The sequence below is a fragment of the Arthrobacter sp. StoSoilB5 genome, assembly GCF_019977235.1.
Lineage (GTDB): Bacteria > Actinomycetota > Actinomycetes > Actinomycetales > Micrococcaceae > Arthrobacter.
In genome coordinates this window covers 3,029,152-3,054,107 of sequence record NZ_AP024646.1, presented here as the reverse complement: position 1 = coordinate 3,054,107, position 24,956 = coordinate 3,029,152, and the positions used below count along the sequence as shown (strand labels likewise).

The window sequence follows — 24,956 nt, the reverse complement described above, 5'->3', positions numbered from 1 at the left end:
CTGAGTGTCCGGACAACCTGAATCGTGTTGCGACAATGCTCGTTTTGGAATCCGCGACACAAACCGTGTGGGAGCACTACTCCGATGGTGGAGATCCTTGGGCATGTGTTCAGGGCCCCATCAATCGAAGGGATAAACGTGATCAACCAACGCGCTTCACGACCTTGGCGAGCAGCCGCTGCCGCCCTGGCAGGAGCGGTGCTGACTGTGTTGCTGTCCGTCACGCCGGCCTCGGCAACCCCGGTGATCGATGGTGGCCAAACCGGTTCCATCACTGTTCACAAGTACGAGAAGCCGAACAACGGCGGCGGCGGGAACAACGGCGGCGGCGGAAACGGGGGAGGCCACAACGGTGGCAATAACTTTTCCCGTGCCGTTCCTGATACAACAGGCCTGACGCCCTTGCCTGGTATTGAGTTCACGATCCAGCAGGTCAATACCATTGATCTATCCACCAATGCTGGCTGGGACGCGGCACACAACCTAAGCTTTGTCTTTTCTACGTCCGACCCGTCCGGTTCCATCACTGCCGCTGGATACACGCTGGGTGCCAGCCAGGCGCAGGTCACTGCTGCCGATGGCACTGCTATCTTCGCCACCTTGCCCATAGGCCTGTATCTAGTGACCGAGACGAACTATCCTGCCGGCGTCACCCCATCGGCTCCGTTCCTTATCTCGGTGCCGATAACCGATCCGGACAACCATGACAACTGGATCTACGACGTTGACGTGTACCCGAAAAACTCTGTTTCCGGTGCGGAGAAGATCGTCACTGATGCTCCCGACGTCAAGCTCGGCGACCAAGTCGATTGGACAATCACGGCTGATATCCCGAACGAGGCTGTGATTGACGGTTACAAGGTGTTGGATCAGCTCGACGCCAAACTCACCTACGTCGGTGCGACCGCCAGGCTGGAAGACGGTACTGAACTTGCTGAAGGAACCGAGTACGTTGTGAGCTTCGATGCCACAACCAACACCGTCTCGGTGGTCTTCACCGATGACGGGCGTGCCTTCCTGGCCTCCCGCACCGAAACCCGTGTGCAGATCGTTGTGAGCACCAAGGTCAACACCATAGGTGAGATTGAAAACGTCGCACTTGCCTACCCGAACGCTGCGAGCTTCAACATCACCCCCGGCCAGCCCGGCGGGCCCGTAGTGACGCCGCCTGTCGTGACCAAATGGGGCGGGATGACGTTGCAGAAGGTGGACGAGAACGCTGCCGCCCTGGCTGGGGCTTCTTTCTCGGTCTACACCAATGAGGTTGATGCCAAGGCAGGCACCAACCCCGTGGATATTGACGGCCAGAGTGTCTTCACCGTTGCCGGTGATGGAACCTTGAGCATTTCGGGCCTACGCTACTCGGACTGGGCCAACGGGGCAGCTGTTGCCCCTGGCGACGCGGACTACCGCACGTACTACCTGGTGGAGACCGCTGCTCCGGCAGGGTACGAACTGCTCGCTGAGCCTGTGTCCTTCCTGATCAACTCCGCCACCACAACTGTCGGCATCGACCTTAGCGTGAAGAACATGCCGTCCAACAGCGGGTTTGAGCTGCCGTTGACCGGTGGAGTGGGAACCGGTCTGCTCTATGCAGCTGGCGCTCTCTTGGTGGTTGGTGCCGGCCTGCTGTTTCTCCGCAGCCGCAGGAAGAGCGCCAACAGCTAAATACCCTGGGCAGTGGGGAAGGACGCCACCAAGGTTCTTCCCCACACTGTTGGCCTGGTGCTTCAGACGTTGGCGATGTGCCGCACAGCATCAAGGTACGGCATGTTGATCACAGCGTCTGCCACAGCGCGGACAGCGGGTTTGGCATTAAAAGCGACGCCAATTCCGGCCGCCCCCAGCATGTCGAGGTCGTTGGCGCCGTCTCCCACTGCGATGGTGTTCTTTAGGTCGATCCCCTCAGCAGCTGCCCACTCACGGAGGTACTTTTCCTTCGCCGCGCGATCAATTACGTCGCCAAGCACCCTGCCCGTCAAAGCGCCATCGATGATTTCAAGCTCGTTGGCGATCCAATAGTCCAGGCCAAGTTCCTCGGCAATGGGCCCCAGGATCTGGTTGAAACCGCCGGAAACGACAGCCACTACGTGGCCTGCTGCCTTGAACGCGGCCACAAGTTCTGCCGCACCGAGGCTGAGCCGGACTTCCTCGCGCACAGAATCGACGACGGCGGCGGGTAGTCCAGCAAGGACCTCAACGCGGGCGTACAGGCTCTGCGCGAAATCCAGCTCCCCACGCATGGCTGCTTCGGTGACAGCTGCAACTTCGTCGCGCTTGCCGGCGTATGCGGCAAGCAACTCAATGACTTCCTGCTGGATCAGTGTGGAATCCACATCCATGATCAAGAGTTTCCTCGAGGCCTGGCGAAGGGACTCCGGAACGATCGCAGTATCTACTCCGGCGTTCGCCGCCTCAGCCACCTGACGCCGGATAGCTGCCAGGTCTGTGGGCGTGATTGCATCAACCGCGAGACCGGCGGTGTGAACACCAAAGCGGTGGTCCCCGGATTGTGATTCCGATGACACTGCGACGCCGGCATCAGCCAACACTTTGCGCACGTTATCAAGCGATTCAGGGGACAAATTCACGCCATAGCTGACCGCAGCCAAGTTCGAAGTCATGGCCTCAATCCTACTGAGCGTGCTACGTTCACCCGAATTCGTTTCCCCTGATAAACCAGCGGGCGTGACGGGTTATCAGTCATCTGCATTTTTGTCCTAGTGTCTACTGCTATGAGTGATGTTCTGGAATTGGCTTCCGTCAGCGTTGTCCGAGGCAAGAAGACCCTGCTGGACAAGGTCGACTGGCAGGTCAACGAGGGCGAACGCTGGGTCATTCTTGGCCCTAACGGCGCTGGCAAAACGACACTTCTGCAGATTGCTGCAGCACGGATGCACCCTTCCAGCGGGAGGGCCGGAATCCTTGACGAAACTCTGGGCCGCGTCGACGTCTTTGAACTGCGCCCCCGGATCGGCCTTTCCTCGGCAGCCCTCGCTACCCAGATTCCGGAACAGGAAAACGTCCTCAACGTCGTGGTGACCGCGGCTTACGGCGTCACGGGCCGCTGGCGCGAAGGATACGAGCGCGATGACGAACGGCGCGCGTTCGGCCTCCTTAATGACTGGGGGATGGGCCCGTTGCTCAACCGTACGTTTGCCACTCTGTCTGAAGGAGAGCGGAAGCGGGTGCAGATTGCGCGTGCACTCATGACCGACCCCGAACTCCTGCTGCTGGACGAACCGGCCGCCGGTCTGGACCTTGGGGGGCGAGAAGAACTCGTGCATAAACTCGGTGAACTGGCCAAGGACGAGGCAGCTCCGGCGATGGTCCTGGTAACGCACCACCTGGAAGAAGTTCCCCCGGGCTTCACTCACGCCATGCTGCTGCGCGAAGGTGGAGTAGTGGCTGCTGGTGCCATCAAGGATGTCCTCACAGATGAGCACCTGAGCAACACCTTCGGCCTGGCCCTGGACGTCACGGAAAACGCCGGCCGCTACACGGCAACTGCCCGCCGCTAGGCAGGCCGGTAGTCGACTGTGGAGATTCTTAGCAGCATCCTGGTCTTTTTCGCGGGCTTGTGGGCCGGCACCATCAATGCGGTGGTCGGCTCCGGCACCCTCGTGACTTTTCCTGTGCTCATCGCGCTGGGCGTGACTCCGGTGGTTGCCTCGATGAGCAATGCCATGGGCCTGGTTGCCGGCACTGCCGCCGGAGCGTGGGGATATCGTCGCGAACTCGCGGGCCGCGGCAGGCAGTTGATGAAGCTGCTTCCGGCCTCACTGCTGGGCGGTATCACGGGGGCTTGGCTGCTGCTTCATCTGCCGGACAAAGTCTTCCACTACGTGGCCCCGGTCCTGCTGGTGGTGGCGCTGCTGATGGTGGTGTTCCAGCCCCGGCTCCAGGCGTCGGTGCGAAACCGTGAGCAGAACCCGGAGCATGCCCTCAGGGACCGGAGCCATGGCATCCTCCTGGTGGTCCTGGTTTACCTGGCAGGCGTTTACGGCGGCTACTTCGTAGCGGCCCAAGGTATTTTGCTTGTAGGAATACTGGGCGTGTTCCTCACGGGGACAATGCAGAATGCCAACGCCATGAAGAACATCCTGGTGCTTGGCGTCAACATGGTTGCGGCTGTGTCCTACCTGATCTTTGCCTTCGATCGGATTAACTGGCTGGTGGTCCTGCTTATTGCCGTGAGTTCAACCATCGGTGGCCTGGTGGGATCCAAGGTTGGCCGCAGGCTTTCCCCGCGCGTCTTGAGGGCGGTCATCTTTACGCTTGGCATCGTTGCCCTTGGCTTCATGGTCGCCAATCTGCTGAAATAATCACCCGGTGACGTTCCACTACCTAGAGTCCGCCGATGATCCCCGCGTGAGTGATTACACCACGCTGACCGATGTGCACCTCCGCAAGCTCCGCGAGCCTGAAGAAGGCATGTATATCGCCGAATCTTCAAGGGTCCTTCGCCGCGCACTGGCAGCAGGTCATCAGCCACGTTCCTTCTTCCTCGCGGAGAAGTGGCTGGAAGACCTCGACGACGTTTTCCAGGCCTATCCTGACGTTCCGGTCTTCATCGGCAAAGCCAAGCTGCTGGAAGAAATCACGGGCTTTCACCTGCACCGCGGAGCGATGGCAGCCATGCATCGTCCGGCACCCCTGCCGCTCACGCATCTGCTGGCCGGTGCCCAGCGGGTTGCCGTCCTCGAAGACATCGTGGATCACACAAACGTCGGCGCTATTTTCCGTTCAGCTGCCGCCCTGGGCGTGGATGCCGTTCTCGTATCGCCACGCTGCGGGGACCCGCTGTATCGCCGGAGCGTGCGGGTCAGCATGGGTACGGTCTTCCAGGTTCCGTGGGCGCGCCTTGAAAGCTGGCCTGGCGATCTTGCAAGGCTCAAGGAGCAAGGCTTCACAGTTGCCGCCATGGAATTGACTGATAACGCTGTTGACCTTGACGAACTTGCAGCCCGGAATATACCCAAACTCGCCCTGGTGTTGGGTACGGAAGGTGCGGGCATGAGCGAAGAGACGCTAGCCGTCGTCGACCTCGCGGTCAAGATTCCAATGCGCGCCGGCGTCGATTCGCTTAACGTCGCATCCGCCTCGGCGGTGGCGTTCTGGGAGCTTCGTCCGCGGCAGTGAGCCTGGTTCGTGCTCCGCGCTGGTTTCGGCTATTATTGATTGTTGGCCCGGCCGCTGAAATTTCTACATGGCAGCAGGTCGGTCCACCTCCATTCATACCTGGCAGCTGGCAAAATCCAGTTGCGTGAACAAAAGGTCCCATTATGAAGTCTGATATCCACCCGAAGTACGAAGCTGTTGTTTTCAACGACCTGGCTTCCGGCACGAAGTTCCTGACCAAGTCGACTGTGTCTTCCTCGAAGACCATCGAATGGGAAGACGGAAACACCTACCCGGTTATCGACGTCGAAATCTCTTCGGAGTCCCACCCGTTCTACACGGGCAAGCAGCGCATCATGGACTCCGCTGGCCGCGTCGAGCGCTTCAACGCTCGCTTCAAGGGCTTCGGCGGCTCGAAGTAACCACTTCACCCCAAGGCTTTTCGAAGGCCCGCATCGCTGGAATTTCCGGCAATGCGGGCTTTTTCGTTTTCCGGCAAGATGGAACGCATGACGTCCCAACCCGCACCCGAAAAACCCCTTAACGACATTACCGAGATTAACGACGACGGCACGCGCCTTCACGGGGAGTATAAGGTTCCCGGCGGCAAACTGGTGGTTGTGGACCTGGATGTCCGGGATGGTCGCCTGGCCAACGTTTCACTGAGTGGTGACTTCTTCCTGGAGCCCGATGAAGCCCTGCAGGACATCAATGCAGCGCTGACAGGACTGCCTTCCAGCACGCCTGCAGCGGACATCGCTGCGGCTGTATCAGCCGGGTTGCCCCAAGAGTCCGTACTGTTTGGATTCTCTGCAGAGGCGGTTGCCGTGACCGTCCGCCGTGCGCTGTCCAAAGCGACAGGCTGGCCGGACCACCAATGGGAAGTGATCCCGCCCGCGGTCCTGCCCACACACGTCAATGTGGCACTTGACGAAGTACTTACCGAAGCGGTGGGGTCAGGCAGCCGGAATCCCACCCTGCGCTTCTGGGACTGGGAAGAACCCTCAGTTGTCATCGGAAGCTTCCAGTCCGTCCGCAACGAAGTCGATCCGGCGGGTGTGTCCAGGCACGGCATCACTGTAGTCCGCCGTATCAGTGGTGGCGGGGCCATGTTCATGGAGGCCGGCAACTGCATCACCTATTCCCTTTACGTACCACAAACGTTGGTGGACGGCATTAGTTTCGCGGATTCCTACGCCTTTCTTGATGCATGGGTCATGGCAGCGCTCGAGAAGCTTGGCATTATGGCCTTCTATGTTCCCCTCAATGACATTGCCACTGACCAAGGCAAGATCGGGGGCGCGGCCCAAAAGCGTCTCGCCAATGGAGGCATGCTGCACCACGTGACCATGAGTTACGACATTGACGCCGACAAGATGGTGGACGTCCTGCGCATCGGTAAGGAAAAGCTCTCAGACAAAGGCACGCGGAGCGCCAAGAAGCGGGTGGACCCGTTGCGCCGTCAAACAGGCCTGGCCCGCGCCGCCATTATTCAGGCCATGCAGGAAGTGTTTACGGAACGGTACGGAGCTGTTGAGTCCCGCCTCACAGACCACGAACTTTCGGAGGCCAGGAAGCGGGTGGAAACGAAGTTCGGCACCGAGGACTGGCTCAACAGGGTTCCTTAACGGCAGGCTTCCCTACCCGGCCGCCTGCGCAGTCAGTGCCCGCAGCAAGCGGCTGCGCTGTTCGATGATGATGCGGCGCAGGGCCCGCGGTGCGTCGTTGTGGTCATGCAGCCACTGGTCGGTTCCCAGAAGCACCGGATGCATTGTGGGCTCCGTGCCGGCCGCCAAGTCCTGGGCGCCGGGGTAGAGGCCCCTGACAATCCTGCCTGCGATCTCGATACTACGTTCGGCCCAGACACGTTCCAGGCATTCAAAGTAGGGCTCGATGTATGGCAGCAGGAGGTGCCCGGGGGCAATTGCGAAGCCCGTGATTGTTGCACTAAGGATCTCGTTGGACAGCCCGGTAGTGTTGACGGCCGCGTCCCACGCCGCAGCCTTCACCGAGGCGTCGGGGCGGGCCGCTGAGGCCACCGCGTGGCCCTCCCGGCCGGAGGCTGTCTTGTCCGCCTCAAGTTCAGCGTCCAGGTCGCGCTGTGTCGCTTTCCCCTGGGCGGCCAGGGCTTGCCAGAAACTCCATCGCAGCTCGGCGTCCACGGCCAGGCCGTCGATGATCGTGCTGCCATCCAGGATGCCGCGTACCAGGGCGAGCTCGCTGTCACCGTGCCTGGACACATCAGCCAGGGTTCGTGCCCACGCAAGCTGCTGGTCGGATCCAGGGGCCGCGGCTTGCAGCTGCGCGGCGGTCACTGCAAGGAAATCCTTGCGGACGCTTTCCCGCATGACTGCGGGGACATACCGTTCAACGGCGGTGGCGGCGTTGCCCAGCACGTTGAGGAGGACGCCGATGCCGCTTTCGGTGGGAGCGAATCGTTCGACGGCGGCGACGTACCGTACCGCTGGCGTCACGCCGTCGCGAGCCGAATCCCAAAGGGCGGTCCAGCACAGCGCCCGCGCCATGGGATCCTGGAGTGTGCCAAGGGAATGACGGATAGTGCGCTCGGAAACGGCATCCAGGCGGACCTTGGCGTAGCTAAGATCGTCATCGTTGACCAGCAGCAGGGCGGGGCGGGGCTTCCCCGCCAGTGCTGCCACCAGCGTGCTGGGGCCGGAGACGTCCAGCTCGATACTTTCTGTCCGGACGAGGCTCCCGGATGAATCGGAGTCATACAAGCCCAAACGGAGCCGGTGAGGCCGCAACTCCTGCTTACCCGTCAGGGGGTCGATGGCCTCTTGCTGGAGGGTTACAGCGCCCATAGTGCCGTTGTCGTCCACGATGTCCGCTGTGATCGTGGAAATGCCCGATGTCTGCAGCCACTGACGCGCCCAGCCGGCAAGGTCCCGACCGGAAGCGGAGCTGAGCGCTTGGAGAAGGTCCTGCAGGGACGTATTACCGAACTCGTGGTCCCGGAAGTACTGGCGGGAACCGGCAATAAAGTCGTCGAAACCCACGTAGGCCACCAGCTGCTTCAAAACTGAGGCGCCTTTGGCATAAGTGATTCCATCAAAGTTCTGTTTGGCCGCTTCGAGGTCCGGAATATCGGCAACGATGGGATGGGTGGTTGGCAACTGGTCCTGCACATAGGCCCAGGCTTTGCGCTTGCTGGCGAAGTTTACCCATGCCGTATCCCAGTCGGTGGCCCGATCCACTCCGAGCGTCCCCATGTAGTCGGCAAACGATTCCTTGAGCCAGAGGTCGTCCCACCAGGTCATGGTTACGAGGTCGCCAAACCACATGTGCGCCATCTCATGCATCAGCGTGTTGGCGCGGGCCTGGTACTGGGCGTCTGTTGCCCGGGAAGCGTAGACGTACTTCTCGGTGAAGGTCACCAGCCCTGGGTTTTCCATCGCGCCGAGGTTGTATTCGGGCACGAACGCCTGATCGTATTTGCCCCACGGATAGGGATAGTCGAAGAGTTTGTTGAAGAACGCCAACCCGTTTTTTGTCAACCGGAAGAGTTCATCGGCATCGAATGACTCCGCCAAAGACGCCCGGCAGTAAAGGGCCAGCGGTACGTCAAGGCGGGTGCCGTCGTCGAGCGTGGCTCCCCAGTGGTCAGTCGCCTTGTAGTAGGGCCCGGCAAGGATGGTGGTGATGTACGTGGACATCCGGTGGGTGGCCGCGAAGTCCCAACGGTGGGCCGCCGCATCATCCTCCAGAGGCGTGCGAGAGGCCACCGCGCCGTTGGATGCTACCTCCCAGGCTGCGGGAGCGATCACATGGAAAGCGAATTCTGCTTTGAGGTCGGGCTGTTCAAAGTTCGCGAAGACGCGGCGGCTGTCAGCCGGTTCGTACTGGGTGTAGAGGTAGCACTGGCCATCGGCAGGATCTACGAAACGGTGCATGCCCTCTCCGGAGCGGCTGTACAGGGCCGTGCCTGACACCGTTACTACATTCTCGGCCAGCAAGCCTTCCAGGATGATCCTGTCGCGGTCCACCGCTTTATCCACATCCAGGGACTGCCCGTTCAACACAACGCTGTTCACGGCATCACTGATGAAATCAAGGAACGTGGCCGTTCCGGGTTCCGCTGAAAACTTGATGGTGCTGGTGCTCGGATAGCCGGCGACCGCGGGATCTGCCGCATTCCGGATATCGAGGGTGACGTCGTAGCTGTGGGTGGTGATCAGGGCTGAACGGCTTGCGGCTTCGTCGCGTGAGAGATTGTGATTCGACACACAGCTATCTAATCATGATCCATACGGCACCCAGGCCCAGCGTTGCAATCAGCAGCCACGATCCCAATGCCACCGCAACGGCGCGGCCTCCGGTGTGGATCAGGGTGCGGACACGCACGGCGGAACCGAGCCCAAACAGGGCAGTCGCGAGCAGGATGTCCTGTACTCCAGCGGCCGCTTCCAGCGCTGCAGGTGGCGCCCATCCCAGGGTGCGGACGCCCACCATCGCGATGAAGCCGAGGACGAACAGAGGGACAATCGGGGGAAACCTGCCGTCGCCGTCGTCCTTTCCTGATTGGCCTGGCATTCCGTTCGCCCGTCGCCGTACGTGCATCACCCGCTGGTGCAGCCCTGCTGCCGCGGCGATGGGCGCCAAGAGGACCACGCGCGTCAGTTTCACGACGACGGCGACAGCCAGCGCCGCTGTTCCGGCAGTTTGGGCGGTGGCAACCACTTGGCCGACATCATGCACCGACGCACCTGTCCACGCACCGAATTGTTCCGGGTTCAGGCCCAGGGGGTGCATGAGGAGGGGCAGCACGCCAATCGCCAGAGTTCCACACAAGGTCACGAGCGCCACAGGAAGTACTGTGTCCTGGTGTTTGACCCGCCTCACCGCTGCCACAGCACCGATGGCCGACGCACCACAAATCGAGAACCCCGCGGCGATCAGGAGGGCAGCCTCGTCCGGAAGGCGCAGGATTTTTGCGAGCCCATAGGTCCCGGCGAAACTCAGTACGACCACGGCCGCAATAAGGAGCAGTGCCAACCAGCCCAAGCCAAGGACGTCGCCCATGCTCACCTTGAGTCCGAGCAGGACGATTCCTGCACGCATGAGGTGCTTCCCGGCGAAGTCCAGGCCAGGCCTGGCGCGCCCCGCGGCCCAGACTGCGGTACCCGGTATATTTGCAGAGAGCAGGCCCAATGCAACAGCGAGCGTCATGACGGGAATGACCCCAAATGCGGGAAATACCGCGTGGACGGTGAAGGCGACCCCCGTTGCGGCAATACTCAGGACCAACCCGGGCCCCAGCCGGGGCAGGTGGGGTGCAAGACTGTTGAAGGGCATGCCTCAACCCTGCCGGATGGGGGCACGGAAAGGCGAACCGGGAGTCCCCGGAAACCACGACACAATCAGTGCGAAATGCGCTTGACTCAAAAAGGTGATTGTCTAATTCCCATGTCTGACCTATTCCAGGATTATTCCGAGGCCGCTGCGCGCAGTGGCGCCTATGACGAGATGTTTGCACCAGGCCACGTCGCCAGAAAATCCTACGGTCAGGTTGCCGGTGCACTGCGCGAGCTCTCCCTGGCCGATGTCACCGCACGTGCCGATTCCATGGCGCGCACGTTCCTGGACCGCGGCGTGACATTCGACTACGCGGGGGAGGAGCGGCCGTTCCCGCTGGACATCGTCCCGCGCGTGGTCCCGGCGGACGAGTGGGACGTCCTTGAACGCGGCGTGGCACAGCGGGTCAAGGCGCTTGAAGCGTTCCTCAACGATGTCTATGGCCGGATGGCCGTGGTTACCGACGGCGTTATTCCCCGGCAACTCGTTACCACAAGCGCCCACTTCCACCGTGAGGTTCATGGCTTCGAACCTTCCGGTGGCGTGCGCGTCCACGTGTCCGGTATCGACGTCGTCCGTGATGCCGCCGGCACCTTCCGGGTCCTCGAGGACAACGTCCGCGTGCCCTCCGGAGTGAGCTACGTACTGGAGAACCGCCGCGCCATGGCCAAGGGCCTGCCCGAGGCCTTCGGCCAGCAACACATTCGGCCGGTAGAGGAGTACCCCCGCAGGCTCCTCTCGGCACTGCGCAAGACCGCACCAGCCGGCGTCGACGACCCCACGGTTGTGGTCCTCACCCCCGGGGTCTTTAACAGCGCGTATTTTGAGCACACCCTCCTTGCCGGACTCATGGGCGTGGAGTTGGTGGAAGGGCGGGACCTGATCTGCCGCGGCAACCGTGTGTACATGCGGACCACCGCGGGCGAACAGCGCGTGGATGTCATCTATAAGCGCATCGACGACGAATTCCTGGACCCCCTGCAGTTCCGTTCGGATTCCATGCTTGGTTGCCCAGGCCTGGTCAACGCTGCCCGTGCTGGCGGCGTGACCATCGCCAACGCCGTGGGCAACGGCGTAGCCGATGACAAGCTCGTGTACAGTTACGTGCCTGACCTGATCCGGTACTACCTTCACGAAGAGCCGATCATCGCCAACGTCGACACTTTCCGGCTCGAGGAAAAGGAAGCCAGGGAACATGTTCTGGACCGCTTGGAGGAACTGGTGGTCAAGCCGGTCGACGGTTCAGGCGGCAAGGGCCTGGTTATCGGTCCTGACGCCTCCAAGGATGAGCTTGATGCTTTGCGGAGGCGCGTGATTGCTGATCCCCGTGGCTGGATCGCCCAGCCCGTCCTTCAACTCTCCACGGTGCCCACGCTGTCCGGAGATAAATTCGGCCCCCGGCACGTGGACCTGCGTCCCTTTGCGGTCAACGACGGCGACGACGTCTGGGTCCTGCCCGGCGGCCTGACCCGGGTGGCGCTGAAGGAAGGTTCCCTGATTGTGAATTCCAGCCAAGGCGGCGGTTCCAAGGACACCTGGGTGTTGGCCAATTCGCCGCAAATGCCGGCTGAGATCATTCCGCGCCAGTCGGTGACCGTCCGCGAACAGGTTTCTGTATGGCCTGTGGAAAGCAACTGGCGCGACCGCCAAACGGAGCAGCAGCAGTGAACAGGGCCCCAAGCCTCAAAGGAACCCTTATTTCATCAACACCTGAACTTCGACAAGCACCACGCGAAGGAGGCACAGTTCCATGCTGAGCCGTATTGCCGAGTCACTTTTCTGGATCGGACGCTATGTAGAGCGGGCCGACGGCACTGCCAGGATTCTGGATGTGCACCTGGAGCGCCTGAACCACTTGCCCTTGGAGGAACAACGCAGTGTGGCCAGGGAACTCCTCGCCGTCATGGGTGCAAAGCCACAAAGCGAAGATTTCGGACTGCCCGAGTTGTTGCATGCCCTTGCCTATGACAAGCAAAGCGCATCGTCCATCGCAGGCTCGCTTGGTGCTGCCCGCGAGAATGCTCGCAGGGCGCGGGAGACCGTCTCGCAGTCGCTCTGGGAAAGCCTTAACACCACGTATTACGGCCTCAACCAGCATCGCAAGGACGTCGTGGGAACCTACCGCTTCTGCAATTGGGTCCTGGAACGGACCGCCATGGTGCGTGGGCTGGCGGACACCACCGTTAGCCACGACGAAAGCTGGCTGTTCATGGTGCTCGGGCGCTCCCTTGAGCGTGCCGATATGACTGCCCGCATGCTTTCCACGCGCGACGTCCAGTCCGCCGGAATGTCGTGGGTCAACATGTTGCGGTGCGCTGGCGCCTACGAGTCCTTCATCCGGACCCGGAGGGCGGCATTTGGCGACCAGCACGCAGCTGAGTTCCTCCTTCTGGACCGGCTGTTCCCGCGCTCGATCGTCTACGCGCTCCGTGACGCCGACGAGTGCTTGGCGAAGCTGGATCCTTCCGCGCAGCGGGTCGGCTTTATCAACGATGCCCGTCGCATCGTTGGGCAGGCCAGAACGTTCCTTGAATTCCATCGGACGGATGACCTGATGTCCGAATTGCCCGAGCATATGGAACGTGTGCAGAAAGCCGTGACCCAGGCTTCGGACGCGATTTCCCGTAAGTATTTCAATCAGGCTGATGAGCACGCCTGGGTGGGAGAGGTTTCATGACCAGGCTGAATATCGTCCACAAGACGGCCTACAAATACAACCGGCGCGTGACGTTGTCCTACAACGAGGCGCGCATGACTCCGCTGACGGACGGCCAGCAGGTGGTCCTGGAATCCTCGTTGAAGGTTTCGCCCAATCAGGCTTCTGTCAGCACCTACCGCGACTACTGGGGGACCCGGGTCACTGCCTTCGACATGCAGATGCCGCACGAGAGCCTTGAGGTCCTTGCGACGGCCACCGTGGAAGTGCACCGGACCGAGCGTGTGGCAACCGAGGATGACATCGTGGGCTGGGACGTCATCGCGTCCGGAAAGATCCAGGACGAATTCAGCGATTGGTTGCCCCAGTCCCGCCTGAGCGGTCCCGGCGAGGAAGTCCTGGGCATTGTTCCAGGCGTGGTTCAGGGTAAGAACCCTCACGAGGCCGCGCTGGCGGTCTTTTCGTGGATGGCCGGCGAGATGACGTACATGAAGGGCACCACAGGTGTCACTACGAATGCCGAACAGGCGTGGAACCAACGCCAGGGCGTCTGCCAGGACCTTGCCCACTTGGCTATCGGCGCGTTGCGCAGCCGGGGCATTCCTGCCCGCTACGTTTCGGGCTACATCCATCCCCGCTCGTCCGCTGATATCGGCGAAACGGTTGCCGGGCAGTCCCACGCGTGGCTGGAGTGGTGGGACGGCGAATGGCGCAGCTGGGATCCCACCAACCATAAGCCTGCAGGCGATTACCACGTGACAGTGGCCAGGGGGCGGGATTACCGGGATGTACCGCCGCTGAAAGGCATTTTGTCTGGCGGCGGCGGTTCGGGGCTGTCTGTTTCCGTGGAGATTACCCGCCTCGCGTAGGGCCTACCAGGGCGAGGGCTTGTAGTCCTTGAGGAACACGCCGTACTGGTCCTCGCCCTTTTCACCCATCACGATGGGGTCATAGACGCGGGCGGCGCCGTCCACCAGGTCCAGGGGTGCGTGGAATCCTTCTTCCATCAGCCGCACCTTGGTGTAGTGCGGGCGTTCATCGGTGATCCAGCCGGTGTCCACCGCTGTCATGAGGATGCCATCGGAATCCAACATTTCCTGCGCGCTGGTGCGCGTCATCATGTTCAGGGCAGCTTTGGCCATGTTGGTGTGAGGATGTCCCGGTCCCTTGTAAGCACGGGAGAACTGGCCTTCCATGGCCGAAACGTTCACGATGTACTTTCGTCGGGCCGTCGAGCGTTTCATGGCATCGCGCAAGCGGCTGACGAGCAGGAACGGTGCCGTCACGTTACAGAGCTGTACTTCGAGCATTTCGAGCGGATCCACCTCGTCCACCACCTGCGTCCAGCTGTTGATCGTGGCGAGGTCCGGGACCAGCCCACCGGCGTCAATAGCCGTTCCGGATTCGATACGGGCCAAAGATGCCGAACCCGTGGAGAGCGCCAGGGAAGTGATCGCATCGCCGGCAAGGACAGGATGTTCGGTGACGCTGCTGGCCAGGGCCAGCGGATGCTTGTCATGGGCGTGCCCGAACGTGACCAGCTCGGGTCCGCCGTTGGCAGCCTCCAAAGCGGCGGGCAACGGCTCGTCCTCGGCGTCAACCAGAGGTTTGTAGGCGTTTCCTGAGCGTCGCACAGTCTGGGCGGCGTTATTGATGATGATGTCCAGCGGCCCGGCTTTGTTCAGGGAGTCCGTCAGGGCCATTACCTGCGCGGGATCACGGAGGTCGATGCCAACGATCCGCAGGCGGTGCAGCCAATCCGCGCTGTCTTCCATGGCGGCAAACCGGCGTGCCGCGTCCTTGGGGAAACGGGTGGTGATGGTGGTGTGGGCGCCATCCCTGAGCAGGCGGAGCGCAATGTACATACCGATCTTGGCACGCCCACCGGTCAACAAGGCATTTCGGCCGGTGAGGTCCGTACGGGCATCACGTTTGCTGTGGCTGAAGGCCGCGCACTCGGGGCACAGCTGGTGGTAGAACGCGTCCACCTGCGTGTAGTGCTGCTTGCAGATATAGCAGGGACGTGAACGGATCAGGTGGCCCGCGATTTCGCCAGTTGCTGACGGAGCAAGCTTGTTGCCACGGGTTTCGTCATCAATGCGGTCCGGTGCAGCTGTGGCGGTGAGGGCAATGACTGCACGGTCCGCTTCCGCAATCAGATCCCGCTTGGTCACGCGGCGGTGGCGCTTGACAGCTTTAAACATCTTGCCCGTTGCACGGCGAACGGCGACGTAGTCCGGGTGCTCCTCGTCGTAGACGTGGATTGTGGTCAGAACCTTGAGGCAGGCCTGGATCTCTTCAGGCGTCAGATCGGTGGAGCTCATTGACCTGATTTTACAGCCTTGGGAGACTACGGCCTGCCTCGGGTTCTGCTACTGCAGCGGCTGGTGGGACGGGACCCTAGCGGGCAGCGCCCTGTGACGTTGCGTCTACCACCCTGGCCTGGATTCCGGCAGCTACCTTTTCGGCCGAATCGCGGATCACGGGGTCATCCTGCGTGGCAGCCTTGACGGCTTCCGGCAGACTCCGGCGGTACTCCGCGGACAGGGCGAGCTCTGCTTCGCCAGGTTCCGGGACAAGCTGCCCCTTGGCAAGGACGGTGATCCCGGATTCGGTGACCTTGTATCCGCGGGCCTTGTCCAACGCCGGATCCAGTCCGATCGCGGCGCCGGCGGGGACCTTGACGTTCTTGTCCAGGATTGCCCGCTTGATCACGGCACCTTCGCCAACGCGGACCTTATCCATCAGCACGGAGTCCTGGACGCGGCTGCCCGCCTCCACGAAGACGTCGTTGGACAGTACGGAACCTTCGACGATGCCGCCTGAGATCACCACTCCGCTGGCAACAATGGAGTCCAGGGCAGTACCCACGGTGCTGTTACCACCGCGCACAAACTTGGCGGGAGGGGAGATGCTCTGGCGGGTGTAGATGGGCCATTCGGAGTTGTATAGATTGAAGATCGGCATGGGGGAGATGAGGTCAACGTGGGCGTCGTAGAAGGAGTCGATGGTGCCGACGTCCCGCCAGTAGGTACGGTCACGTTCCGTCGCACCAGGAATGTCGTTAAGCGTGAAGTCGTAGACCCCGGCTTCGCCCTTGTCCACGAAGTAGGGAATGATGTCGCCGCCCATGTCGTGCTTTGTATCAAGGCGCTCGGCGTCAACGTGCAGCGCCTCAACCAGGGCGTCGGCGTTGAAGACGTAGTTGCCCATGGAGGCGAGGAACTGGGTGGGATCGGCTGCCAGCCCGGGCGTGCTGGCCGGTTTCTCGACGAATGCTGCAATCTTCTGGGGATCGTTCTGGTCAACCTCGATGACGCCGAACTGGTTGGCCATGTTCAGCGGCTGCCGGACGGCTGCTACGGTAGCCTTCGCGCCGCTGGCAATGTGCTGTTCGACCATTTGAGAGAAGTCCATGCGGTAAACGTGGTCTGCGCCGACCACAACCACAATGTCCGGAGCGTCGTCGTGAATAAGGTTCAGCGACTGGTAAATGGCGTTCGCACTGCCAAGGAACCAGCTCTTGCCGACGCGTTGCTGCGCCGGAACGGAGGCTACATAGCGGCCCAACTGCGTGGACATACGCCAAGTCTCGGAGATGTGGCGGTCCAGGCTGTGCGACTTGTACTGCGTCAGGACCACGATTCTCAAATATCCCGAATTGACCAGATTCGATAGTGCAAAGTCAATAAGTCTGTAGCCCCCTGCAAACGGAACTGCTGGCTTGGCCCTGTCCGCCGTCAAAGGCATGAGACGGTTGCCTTCGCCGCCAGCCAACACGATTGCCAATACTTTCTTCAACGCCATGGTCATAGCTCCCCGTACGTCTTCGTAGCCCCCAAAAGTCCGATTTTCCGGACTCTTTCACACTAGAACACATAAGCCGGAACGACTACGTTGGGTAACGTGCGAATAGACATTGTGACTAAAGAATTCCCTCCGGAAATTTATGGCGGTGCCGGTGTCCACGTTGCCGAGCTCAGCCGGGTGCTGGCGAAGCACGTGGATCTTCATGTTCGGGCGTTTGGCGCCCCACGTGATGCCGACTACCATGGCGCCACCGTCGCCTCCTACGCCACGCCCGAAGACCTCGGTGATGCCAACGCCGCCATCCAGACCCTGGGCGTTGATCTTCGGATCGTTCCGGACATTGCGGGAGCGGACCTTGTCCACTCGCACACCTGGTACGCCAATATGGCAGGACACCTGGCTTCGCTGTTGCACGGCATTCCGCATGTGCTCAGCGCCCACAGCCTTGAGCCGCTGCGCCCTTGGAAGGCCGAACAGCTTGGTGGCGGCTACGCGTTGTCATCGTGGGTTGAGAAGACGGCCTACGAAGCGGCTGCCGCGATCATCGCCGTATCGGATGGAATGCGGCAGGACATCCTGCGCAGCTACCCCGAGGTGGACCCGGCCAAGGTCCGTGTCGTCCACAACGGAATCGACGTTTCGTTGTGGGAACGGGACGAAGAGGACGACGCCATTCGCGCGTTGGGAATCGATCCTGCCAAGCCGAGCGTGGTTTTCGTTGGCCGGAACACGCGTCAAAAAGGCGTGCCCTACCTGCTGCGCGCCGCTTCCAGCCTTCCCGCCGACGTGCAGCTTGTCCTCTGCCTGGGCGCGGCCGATACTCCCGAATTGGCGGCTGAAACGGCACGCCTGATTGAGGAACTCCAGAGCAAGCGTGGGGGTGTCATCCTGATTGAGCGGATGCTCCCGCGCCGGGAACTCATCCAGGTCCTCAGCCACGCCACCGCATTCGCCTGCCCCTCCATCTACGAACCGCTGGGCATCGTTAATCTTGAAGCTATGGCTTGCGGCGCCGCCGTCGTGGCAAGTGCTACCGGCGGCATTCCAGAAGTCGTCCAGCATGGCGAGACCGGCCTCCTGGTTCCCTTGGAGCAGGTCACAGACGGTACGGGAACACCGCTTGATCCTGAAAAATTCGTGGCCGATTTCGCTGCAGCCCTGAACGAGGTAGTCGCCGATCCAGAGCGCGCCCGCAAGATGGGCATTGCGGGCCGGCGCCGTGCCGAGGAACATTTCTCGTGGGAATCCATCACCGAAACGACGCTCGAGGTGTACCGGTCAGTGCTTATCTGAGCAACAAACCGTCCTGAAAAGCAGGCAAAACCACGACGGCGCCGCCCCCTGCCTGGGGGACGGCGCCGTCGCGCTTTGGCGAAACTTCCGAAAAAGTTCACCGTTCGGAAATCACGTCCTGCTAGCGGGACTTTGACGCTTTCAAGGCCAGTAACGACTTCTCGTCGGCCGGCGCGGAGCCGCTGGCGCGCTGTTTACGGAAGTGGATGGCGGCCTCATCCTGTCGCCGTGCTTCAGCGCCGGTCGCGATTGCGGCGCGCAGGTGCTCGGGGCCGTAGCCAAAGGCCTCCACAAGGTCAAGCGCGTGCGGACGGATCTTGACCAGCAGCCGGTTGATGTAGGTGCCCACGGTCCGGCCACGCTGCATCGAGAGCCGGCCGTTCATGAGGTACCACGCCAGGTGCTTCTCGATAAGCGAAAGACCGAACAGATCACGCAGCCATGTGAGGACCCGCTTGGTCCCGTCGTCGGAAACCTCGGCCAACGCCTCCGTGAAGGCTTCCCACTGGAGCAGCTCGGCGTGTGCCTGCGCGGCTTCTATGAGTTCGTGCTGGTGCTGGTTGAAGAGGGCCGCGGCCTGGTGCTGGGGCAGCTTATTGGCGCCTTTCAGCGCAGCCCCGACTTCCGCCACCATGGACTGCACGCGGTCAGTCAGCAGGGTCCTCTGGCCTTCCTCGTCGCGCAAAGCCAGCGCTGCTTTCTGCACCGAACCCGTGTCCGCTACGAACTGGGCAACTTGGCGAAGTCCCGTCCGGTGCAAAGCGACGCCAGCGGCCTGGTCCACTACGTAACGTGCGAGCACGCCGAAGTCGGCACTGCGGAATTCCTTGGCATAGTCAGCCAGGAGACGTTTGGCCACCAACTGCAGCAGGACGGTGTTATCGCCTTCAAACGTCACATAAACGTCAAGGTCCGCACGCAGCGAGGCAAAGCGGTTCTCGATCAGGAATCCCGCGCCACCGCAGGCTTCACGGCATTCCTGCAGGGTGTCCAGGGCGTGCCACGTGCTGAGCGGCTTCAGAGCCGCTGCCAATGTTTCCAGGTCCTGGCGGTCGGCGTCAGTGTCGTGGGCACCGGAGAAGACGTCGTCGAACTTCTGCAGAAGCTGCTCGTGGGCAAAACTGGCAGCGTAGGTGGTGGCGAGCCGGGTGAACAGGCGCCGCTGGTGACGCTGATAGTCCAGCAGGACTTCTTCATCGGTGGGGGAAGATGCATTGAACTGACGGCGCTCGGTGGCGTACTGGATGGCTGTTTTGAGCGCCACCTTGCTGGCTGCCACGGCGGCACCGTCCAGGGAGACCCGGCCTTGGACCAAGGTTCCGAGCATGGTGAAGAAGCGGCGGCCGGGGCTTTCGATCGTTGATGAATACGTACCATCGACGGCTACGTCGCCATAGCGGTTCAGGAGGTTGGTGCGGGGAATACGCACATCAGTGAAATGCAGCCTTCCGTTGTCAATGCCGTTGAGGCCGCCCTTGATTCCGTCGTCCTCCCCGCCAATCCCTGGCAGGAACTCTTTGGTGACGGGATCCCGCAGCTCTACATAGAAGGCGTGGACGCCGTGGTTGACGTTCCTGGTGACCAGCTGTGCAAAGACGACGGCGGCAAGGCCATCGTTTGCCGCGTTGCCGATATAGTCCTTCCAGGCTGCCCGGAACGGGGTATTGATGACGAATTCCTGGCGCGCCTCGTCATAGGTGGCCGTGGTGGCGATGCTTGCGACGTCGGAGCCGTGGCCGGTCTCGGTCATCGCGAAACAACCCGGGATGGCCAGGCTCATGATTCCGGGGAGCCATTGGTCGTGGTGCTCCCGGGTACCAAGGTGCATGACAGCGGAGCCAAAGAGGCCCCATTGAACGCCGGCCTTGATCTGCAGCGACGGGTCTGCCGTGACGAGTTCTTCGAATCCGGCGATGTTGCCGCCGTGGTCATCTGAGCCGCCCATGCGGGTGGGAAACGCCCGGTGCACGGCATTGTTATCCACCAGGAACTTCAACTGTTCGAACACGCGGGCCCGGTGTTCGGTGTGATGGAGCCCTTCAATTTTCTGGACATCGGGATGACCCGCTATTTCGCGGGCCTGGCGCCGGATGTGGGCCCACTTGCCCAGGAGCTGCTCGCCGAGCCCTGCGACGTCGACCACCGGGTCCCCAACCTGGCCGGCGGATCCACCAGTGTGCACTGCCGCTTCCTCGCGGCCGGATGGTTGATGGGCTGACGACGCCCGGTCCACTACTTCAGTCATGCTGATTCCTTCTTTGGTTCCTACAACTGATGGGTCTTTTTCATGTCAGGTGGTTGGTTTGAGCTCCGGAGCGATGCCCAGGCATAGCCAGTCCGTGATGTGCCCGGCCATGGATGCCTGGTCCGGTTTGGTGTCGGAAGCGGGGCTTCCCAGCCACATTTCGCCGGCATTCCGAACGAGCCCGATGGCTGCTGTGGGCCAGTACTCGATCAACGCTTCGTTCTCGGTTCCGAGGTACTGCCGCATGGGTGTCGCGATCATGTCCGTGATTTGCTCGAAGAAGTTACCCAGTGCCCCTGACGCCGCAATGGCATCCTGTGACGAAGCTTCCCCGGGTGTCAGCCGGGTAATGAACGCGTAAACGTTGGGGCTGGATTCTGCCATTTGCAGGTACGCCGACACCATGGCGCAGAGCCCTTCCCGGGGCGTCTGCGCCAACTGGGCCGCTTCCTTCATGCGGCGTTGCATTTGCCCCAGGACTACTTCTCCCATGGCCTGTTGAAGGCCTGCCTTATCACCGAAATAGCGGTAGTACACAGACTTTGAGGTGCCGGCGGCTCCAGCGATGTCTTCCATGGAAGCCTCGCTGCCCAGGGCGTGCACGGCCCGGCGTGCTGCCTTGATGAGCTCGCGACGACGTGACTCGCGATGGCTTTGCCATCTGGCGGCGCGCCCATCGATTCCAGCGTCCGGAACGGCACCGCCGGAGTCCTCTGAAACATCAACAGCATTGGCCCCGGAGGAGGCAGAAGCTTGCGGGAAATCTGTACTGCGACTGTTCACGATACCCAGCGTATCAGGTACGCTGGGTATCAGTAACTGGCATTGATCGAAGGAGTCAGGCATGGCCGCAGCAGAAACACCCGCAGGCACGAACACAGACACAAGCGGCTTCGCAACGGGGGAACAGGGCAAACGCCGTCAGGGAACGCGTTCTGCAGTCATTGCGGGCGGCAACAGGATCCCCTTCGCCCGCACGGGCGGCGCTTACGTGAAGTCGTCCAACCAGGACATGCTCACCGCGGCATTGGACGGGCTCATTGCCCGGTTCGGACTGCAGGACGAACGGATAGGCGAAGTAGCGGCAGGTGCCGTCCTGAAGCATTCACGCGACTTCAACCTCACCCGTGAAGCTGTATTGGGTTCGGCATTATCGGCAGAGACACCGGCATACGACCTCCAGCAGGCATGCGCCACCGGGCTGGAAACCGTCCTGGGGCTTGCAAACAAAATCAAGCTGGGACAGATCGATTCCGCCATCGCCGGGGGTGTTGACTCGGCGTCCGATGCCCCGATCGCCGTCAGCGAAGGACTCCGGGAGATCCTCCTGGACCTCAACCGCGCCAAGACACCGGTACAGAAGCTAAAGATCCTGGCACGCATGCGCCCCAAGGACCTGGCCCCCGATGCTCCCAACACGGGTGAGCCGCGCACCGGGCTGTCCATGGGCGAACACCAAGCCCTCACCACGGCACAGTGGAAGATCAGCCGGGAGGCGCAGGACGAACTCGCCTTCAACAGCCACCGCAACCTCGCCGCCGCTTACGATCGTGGCTTCTTCGACGACCTCATCACTCCGTACCGCGGCCTTAATCGGGACTCCAATCTTCGCGCGGACACCACCTTGGAGAAGCTCTCCACCCTGAAGCCTGTCTTCGGCAAGAACCTGGGGTCCGAGGCCACAATGACGGCCGGCAATTCGACACCATTGACCGATGGAGCCTCAACAGTCCTGCTTGCCACCGAAGAGTGGGCGGACAGCCGGGGCCTGCCCAAGCTCGCCACCGTCCTGGACGGTGAGGCGGCCGCCGTCGACTTCGTCCACGGCAAGGACGGACTACTGATGGCGCCGGTCTTCGCCGTGCCGCGCCTCCTTGCCCGCCACGGGCTGACACTGGAAGATTTCGACTTCTTCGAAATACACGAGGCCTTCGCCGGGACCGTCCTCAGCACCATGGCCGCCTGGGAAGACGAGGACTTCGGGCGGACGCGGTTGGGGCTGGACGGCGCTTTGGGAAAGGTGGACCGTGCAAAGCTGAACATCAACGGGTCTTCACTGGCGGCCGGCCACCCATTCGCAGCAACCGGTGGCAGGATTGTGGCATCGCTGGCAAAGATGCTCCACGAGAAGGGACTTGTGGACGGCAGGCCGGCACGGGGCCTGGTTTCGGTGTGCGCCGCTGGCGGGCAGGGCGTTGTTGCCATTCTGGAAGCAGCCTAGGGGAGCGTGATGACAGACAAGTACACCAGGATCGTCAGCCAGGGACTGGGCAAGGGCGTCGCAAAAAGGCTCGGCCTGCCGCAACCGGTTGAGTTGCGCCGCCACCAACCAGGCGCACCGCTCATTACTGGGCCCGTGCTGGTCAACGGCGATAGCGTGGGCGCAGATGACCTCGCCACCACGCTTCTAGGTTGGGGCTTGGACGTCCGTCGCCACGCCTTGCCCAAGGAAAAGCTCGGCGCCATCGTTCTTGTCCTGGATGCCGTGCAGCACCCAGCGGACCTGGCCAAACCCGTGATGACAATTGGTGCTTCCTTGCGGGATCTCGCGCCCAACGGACGCATCATTACTGTCTCAAGGACGGCCCGGTCCGCGCCCACGCCCGCTTCGGCCGCCGCCCGGCAGGGCATCGATGGCCTCCTGCGTTCATTGGCCAAGGAATTACGTGCCGGAGCGACTGCGAACGGCATTCTTCTTGATGAGGATTTGGCCACCACCAGCCCTTCAGCGCTGGGAGCCCTGCGCTTCTTCCTTTCCGGGCGCTCCGCCTATGTGGATGGCCAGTTCCTGACGATCAGTTCATCCTCCGGCAGCCTGCCCGTCGAGGACGACAAACCGCTTGCAGGCAAAGTCGCCGTGGTCACTGGTGCAGCGCGGGGTATCGGCGCCGCGATCGCCCGGACGCTGCACCGTGATGGAGCGAAGGTGGTGTTGGTGGATATTCCCGCCGCAGGCGACCATCTCGCGGACGTGGCCAACGAGGTCCACGGGACGGCCCTCCAGCTCGACATCACGCGGGACGACGCCGGTCACCGGATTATCGACCACGCAGTGGAACGCCACGGCAGGCTCGACGTCGTCATCCACAATGCCGGCATCACCCGCGACCGCCTCTTGGCCAACATGGATGAGGGCCGCTGGCAGTCGGTCATCGCGGTTAACATCGCCGCCCAATTGAGGATCAATGAGGCACTTCTGGCCTCGGAGCACTTCAAGGAGGCGCCGCGCATCGTTTCGGTGGCGTCCACTAGTGGCATTGCCGGCAACAGGGGCCAAACCAACTATGCCGCGTCCAAAGGCGGCGTGATCGGAATGGTGCGCTCCACAGCCCCGCTCATGGAGTCCTTCGGGGGCACGATCAACGCAGTAGCACCGGGCTTCATTGAAACAGAGATGACGGCGCGGATGCCGTTCGCCATCCGGGAAGCCGCCCGCAGGCTCAATTCACTGAGGCAGGGTGGCCAGCCACAAGACGTCGCGGAAGCAATCGCCTTCCTGGCGAGCGACGCCGCCGGAGGAATCTCGGGGGGAGTACTTCGCGTGTGCGGACAGCAATTGGTGGGAGCATGAGCCAACCGCAGCCGGTCATCCTTGGAGAGCTGCCGTCCCTGTCCAAGCTCTACGTCAACGCCGCGGCAACCGCCGCCCGTCGCCGGGTCCTTGGTTCATCGACGGGACAGGCGACGTTGCCAACGGTCAGCCACGAGGTCAGGGATGTCCAGGCGGACGTCGCAAACCTGACTGCCTACCAGCACCTTCTGGGGGAGACGGCCAGTGACATCCTGCCAGCAGGATTCGTCCATGCCCTGGCCTTTCCGGTCTCCATGAGTGTGATGAACCGGGATGACTTTCCGTTGCCGCTGCTCGGCATGATCCACCTCAGGAACCATGTGGAACAGCGGGTCCCCATACAATTCACGGAAGCCTTGGACATCCGGTCATGGTCAGAAAACCTCTCCGGCCACCGGGCTGGGACGCAAGTGGACGTCATAGCGGAAGTCCGCTCCAGCTCCTCAAGCGAGTTGCTGTGGCGGGGCGTGTCCACCTACCTCGCAAAAGGGGTCTTCCTGCCTGGCATCGACAAGCCGGGAAACCCAAGCAGCACGGGAGATAACAGTGATTTTTCCCCGCCGGATCCCACGGCCGTATGGCAACTGGACCTGGACATTGGACGCAACTACGCCGCTGTCTCCGGCGATTTCAATCCCATCCATTTGAGTGTCTTATCCGCCAAAGCCCTGGGCCTGCGGGGGTCCATTGCCCACGGGATGTATCTTGCCTCCCGTGCGCTGGCAGACGTCGGGTCGGTCAAGCCCGATGCCTTCACGTGGGAGGTGAGGTTTGAGGCGCCAGTTTTCCTGCCCGCACGGGTGGCGCTGGACATCTCCACGATCCAGGCGGACACCGGGGCGTGGCAGCGCTCGGATTACGTGGCGTGGAACCCACGCAGCGGCCGGCGTCACTTCAGGGGCAGCGTCGCGCCGTTGTCTTAAGCCCTCCATAAATCCTTGCGAGCC

The 24,956-nt window shown here is 61.9% G+C and carries 20 protein-coding genes; 13 read left to right on the top strand and 7 right to left on the bottom strand.

Annotated elements, in window-relative coordinates; genetic code table 11:
• Positions 1 to 138: 138 nt before the first annotated feature.
• The gene (locus LDN75_RS13725) at positions 139 to 1,668 is read left to right on the top strand and encodes a SpaH/EbpB family LPXTG-anchored major pilin (protein WP_223932845.1); all 1,530 of its coding nucleotides are present in this window, start codon (positions 139 to 141) and stop codon (positions 1,666 to 1,668) included.
• A gap of 62 nt (positions 1,669 to 1,730) precedes the next feature.
• Here the strand turns inward: LDN75_RS13725 and serB are convergent, their stop codons facing one another.
• On the bottom strand, positions 1,731 to 2,624 hold the full coding sequence (gene serB, locus LDN75_RS13720; protein WP_223932844.1) for a phosphoserine phosphatase SerB: 894 nt from the start codon (positions 2,622 to 2,624) through the stop codon (positions 1,731 to 1,733).
• Between the two features lie 111 nt (positions 2,625 to 2,735).
• Here serB and LDN75_RS13715 point away from each other — a divergent pair, with 111 nt between their 5' ends.
• The 5 genes from LDN75_RS13715 to LDN75_RS13695 all read left to right on the top strand — a co-directional run bounded on the left by LDN75_RS13715 (position 2,736) and on the right by LDN75_RS13695 (position 6,749).
• Positions 2,736 to 3,521: an ABC transporter ATP-binding protein gene (locus LDN75_RS13715; protein WP_223932843.1), complete on the top strand. Its 786-nt coding sequence runs from the start codon at positions 2,736 to 2,738 to the stop codon at positions 3,519 to 3,521.
• Between the two features lie 18 nt (positions 3,522 to 3,539).
• Positions 3,540 to 4,325: a sulfite exporter TauE/SafE family protein gene (locus LDN75_RS13710; RefSeq protein WP_223932842.1), complete on the top strand. Its 786-nt coding sequence runs from the start codon at positions 3,540 to 3,542 to the stop codon at positions 4,323 to 4,325.
• 7 nt (positions 4,326 to 4,332) lie between these two features.
• Positions 4,333 to 5,142, top strand: a complete 810-nt coding sequence (locus tag LDN75_RS13705) for an RNA methyltransferase (RefSeq protein ID WP_223932841.1) — start codon at positions 4,333 to 4,335, stop codon at positions 5,140 to 5,142.
• A 143-nt stretch (positions 5,143 to 5,285) separates the two neighbouring features.
• A complete protein-coding gene (locus LDN75_RS13700; protein WP_223932840.1) occupies positions 5,286 to 5,543 on the top strand; it encodes a type B 50S ribosomal protein L31 in 258 nt (85 codons plus the stop codon).
• Positions 5,544 to 5,630: 87 nt separating this feature from the next.
• Complete coding sequence (locus LDN75_RS13695) at positions 5,631 to 6,749, top strand: lipoate--protein ligase family protein (protein WP_223932839.1); 1,119 nt, start codon at positions 5,631 to 5,633, stop codon at positions 6,747 to 6,749.
• A 12-nt stretch (positions 6,750 to 6,761) separates the two neighbouring features.
• Here LDN75_RS13695 and pepN read toward each other — a convergent pair whose 3' ends face one another.
• Both pepN and LDN75_RS13685 read right to left on the bottom strand, forming a co-directional pair.
• On the bottom strand, positions 6,762 to 9,365 hold the full coding sequence (gene pepN / locus LDN75_RS13690) for an aminopeptidase N (RefSeq protein ID WP_223932838.1): 2,604 nt from the start codon (positions 9,363 to 9,365) through the stop codon (positions 6,762 to 6,764).
• Positions 9,366 to 9,369: 4 nt separating this feature from the next.
• Complete coding sequence (locus tag LDN75_RS13685) at positions 9,370 to 10,434, bottom strand: putative sulfate exporter family transporter (protein WP_223932837.1); 1,065 nt, start codon at positions 10,432 to 10,434, stop codon at positions 9,370 to 9,372.
• Positions 10,435 to 10,545: 111 nt separating this feature from the next.
• On the opposite strand from LDN75_RS13685, the gene LDN75_RS13680 reads away from it, so the two are divergent.
• The 3 genes from LDN75_RS13680 (at position 10,546) to LDN75_RS13670 (ending at position 13,959) form a co-directional block, all read left to right on the top strand.
• The gene (locus tag LDN75_RS13680; RefSeq protein WP_223932836.1) at positions 10,546 to 12,102 is read left to right on the top strand and encodes a circularly permuted type 2 ATP-grasp protein; all 1,557 of its coding nucleotides are present in this window, start codon (positions 10,546 to 10,548) and stop codon (positions 12,100 to 12,102) included.
• Between the two features lie 82 nt (positions 12,103 to 12,184).
• A complete protein-coding gene (locus LDN75_RS13675; RefSeq protein ID WP_144648266.1) occupies positions 12,185 to 13,111 on the top strand; it encodes an alpha-E domain-containing protein in 927 nt (308 codons plus the stop codon).
• On the top strand, positions 13,108 to 13,959 hold the full coding sequence (locus LDN75_RS13670) for a transglutaminase family protein (RefSeq protein ID WP_223932835.1): 852 nt from the start codon (positions 13,108 to 13,110) through the stop codon (positions 13,957 to 13,959). Before LDN75_RS13675 ends, LDN75_RS13670 begins: the two co-directional genes overlap by 4 nt.
• A 3-nt stretch (positions 13,960 to 13,962) precedes the next feature.
• On the opposite strand, the gene LDN75_RS13665 is transcribed toward LDN75_RS13670, so the two are convergent.
• Positions 13,963 to 15,414: an SDR family NAD(P)-dependent oxidoreductase gene (locus LDN75_RS13665; protein WP_223932834.1), complete on the bottom strand. Its 1,452-nt coding sequence runs from the start codon at positions 15,412 to 15,414 to the stop codon at positions 13,963 to 13,965.
• 76 nt (positions 15,415 to 15,490) lie between these two features.
• The gene (gene glgC, locus LDN75_RS13660; RefSeq protein WP_223932833.1) at positions 15,491 to 16,903 is read right to left on the bottom strand and encodes a glucose-1-phosphate adenylyltransferase; all 1,413 of its coding nucleotides are present in this window, start codon (positions 16,901 to 16,903) and stop codon (positions 15,491 to 15,493) included.
• 93 nt (positions 16,904 to 16,996) lie between these two features.
• Here glgC and glgA point away from each other — a divergent pair, with 93 nt between their 5' ends.
• Positions 16,997 to 18,193, top strand: coding sequence for a glycogen synthase (gene glgA, locus LDN75_RS13655; protein WP_223932832.1), 1,197 nt, complete (start codon positions 16,997 to 16,999; stop codon positions 18,191 to 18,193).
• A gap of 121 nt (positions 18,194 to 18,314) precedes the next feature.
• Here glgA and LDN75_RS13650 read toward each other — a convergent pair whose 3' ends face one another.
• Both LDN75_RS13650 and LDN75_RS13645 read right to left on the bottom strand, forming a co-directional pair.
• Positions 18,315 to 20,438 carry an acyl-CoA dehydrogenase gene (locus tag LDN75_RS13650; RefSeq protein WP_223932831.1) on the bottom strand — a complete coding sequence of 708 codons (2,124 nt, stop codon included), beginning with the start codon at positions 20,436 to 20,438 and terminating at the stop codon, positions 18,315 to 18,317.
• A 45-nt stretch (positions 20,439 to 20,483) separates the two neighbouring features.
• A complete protein-coding gene (locus LDN75_RS13645; protein ID WP_223932830.1) occupies positions 20,484 to 21,284 on the bottom strand; it encodes a TetR/AcrR family transcriptional regulator in 801 nt (266 codons plus the stop codon).
• Between LDN75_RS13645 and LDN75_RS13640 the strand changes: the two genes are divergently transcribed.
• From LDN75_RS13640 to LDN75_RS13630, 3 genes are read left to right on the top strand one after another with little or no spacing between them, the layout of a single operon-like run.
• The gene (locus LDN75_RS13640) at positions 21,283 to 22,659 is read left to right on the top strand and encodes an acetyl-CoA C-acetyltransferase (RefSeq protein WP_223932829.1); all 1,377 of its coding nucleotides are present in this window, start codon (positions 21,283 to 21,285) and stop codon (positions 22,657 to 22,659) included. The genes LDN75_RS13645 and LDN75_RS13640 overlap by 2 nt on opposite strands.
• A gap of 9 nt (positions 22,660 to 22,668) precedes the next feature.
• Positions 22,669 to 24,009 carry a 3-oxoacyl-ACP reductase gene (locus LDN75_RS13635; RefSeq protein WP_223932828.1) on the top strand — a complete coding sequence of 447 codons (1,341 nt, stop codon included), beginning with the start codon at positions 22,669 to 22,671 and terminating at the stop codon, positions 24,007 to 24,009.
• Positions 24,006 to 24,932 carry a MaoC/PaaZ C-terminal domain-containing protein gene (locus tag LDN75_RS13630; RefSeq protein WP_223932827.1) on the top strand — a complete coding sequence of 309 codons (927 nt, stop codon included), beginning with the start codon at positions 24,006 to 24,008 and terminating at the stop codon, positions 24,930 to 24,932. Before LDN75_RS13635 ends, LDN75_RS13630 begins: the two co-directional genes overlap by 4 nt.
• Positions 24,933 to 24,956 lie beyond the last annotated feature (24 nt).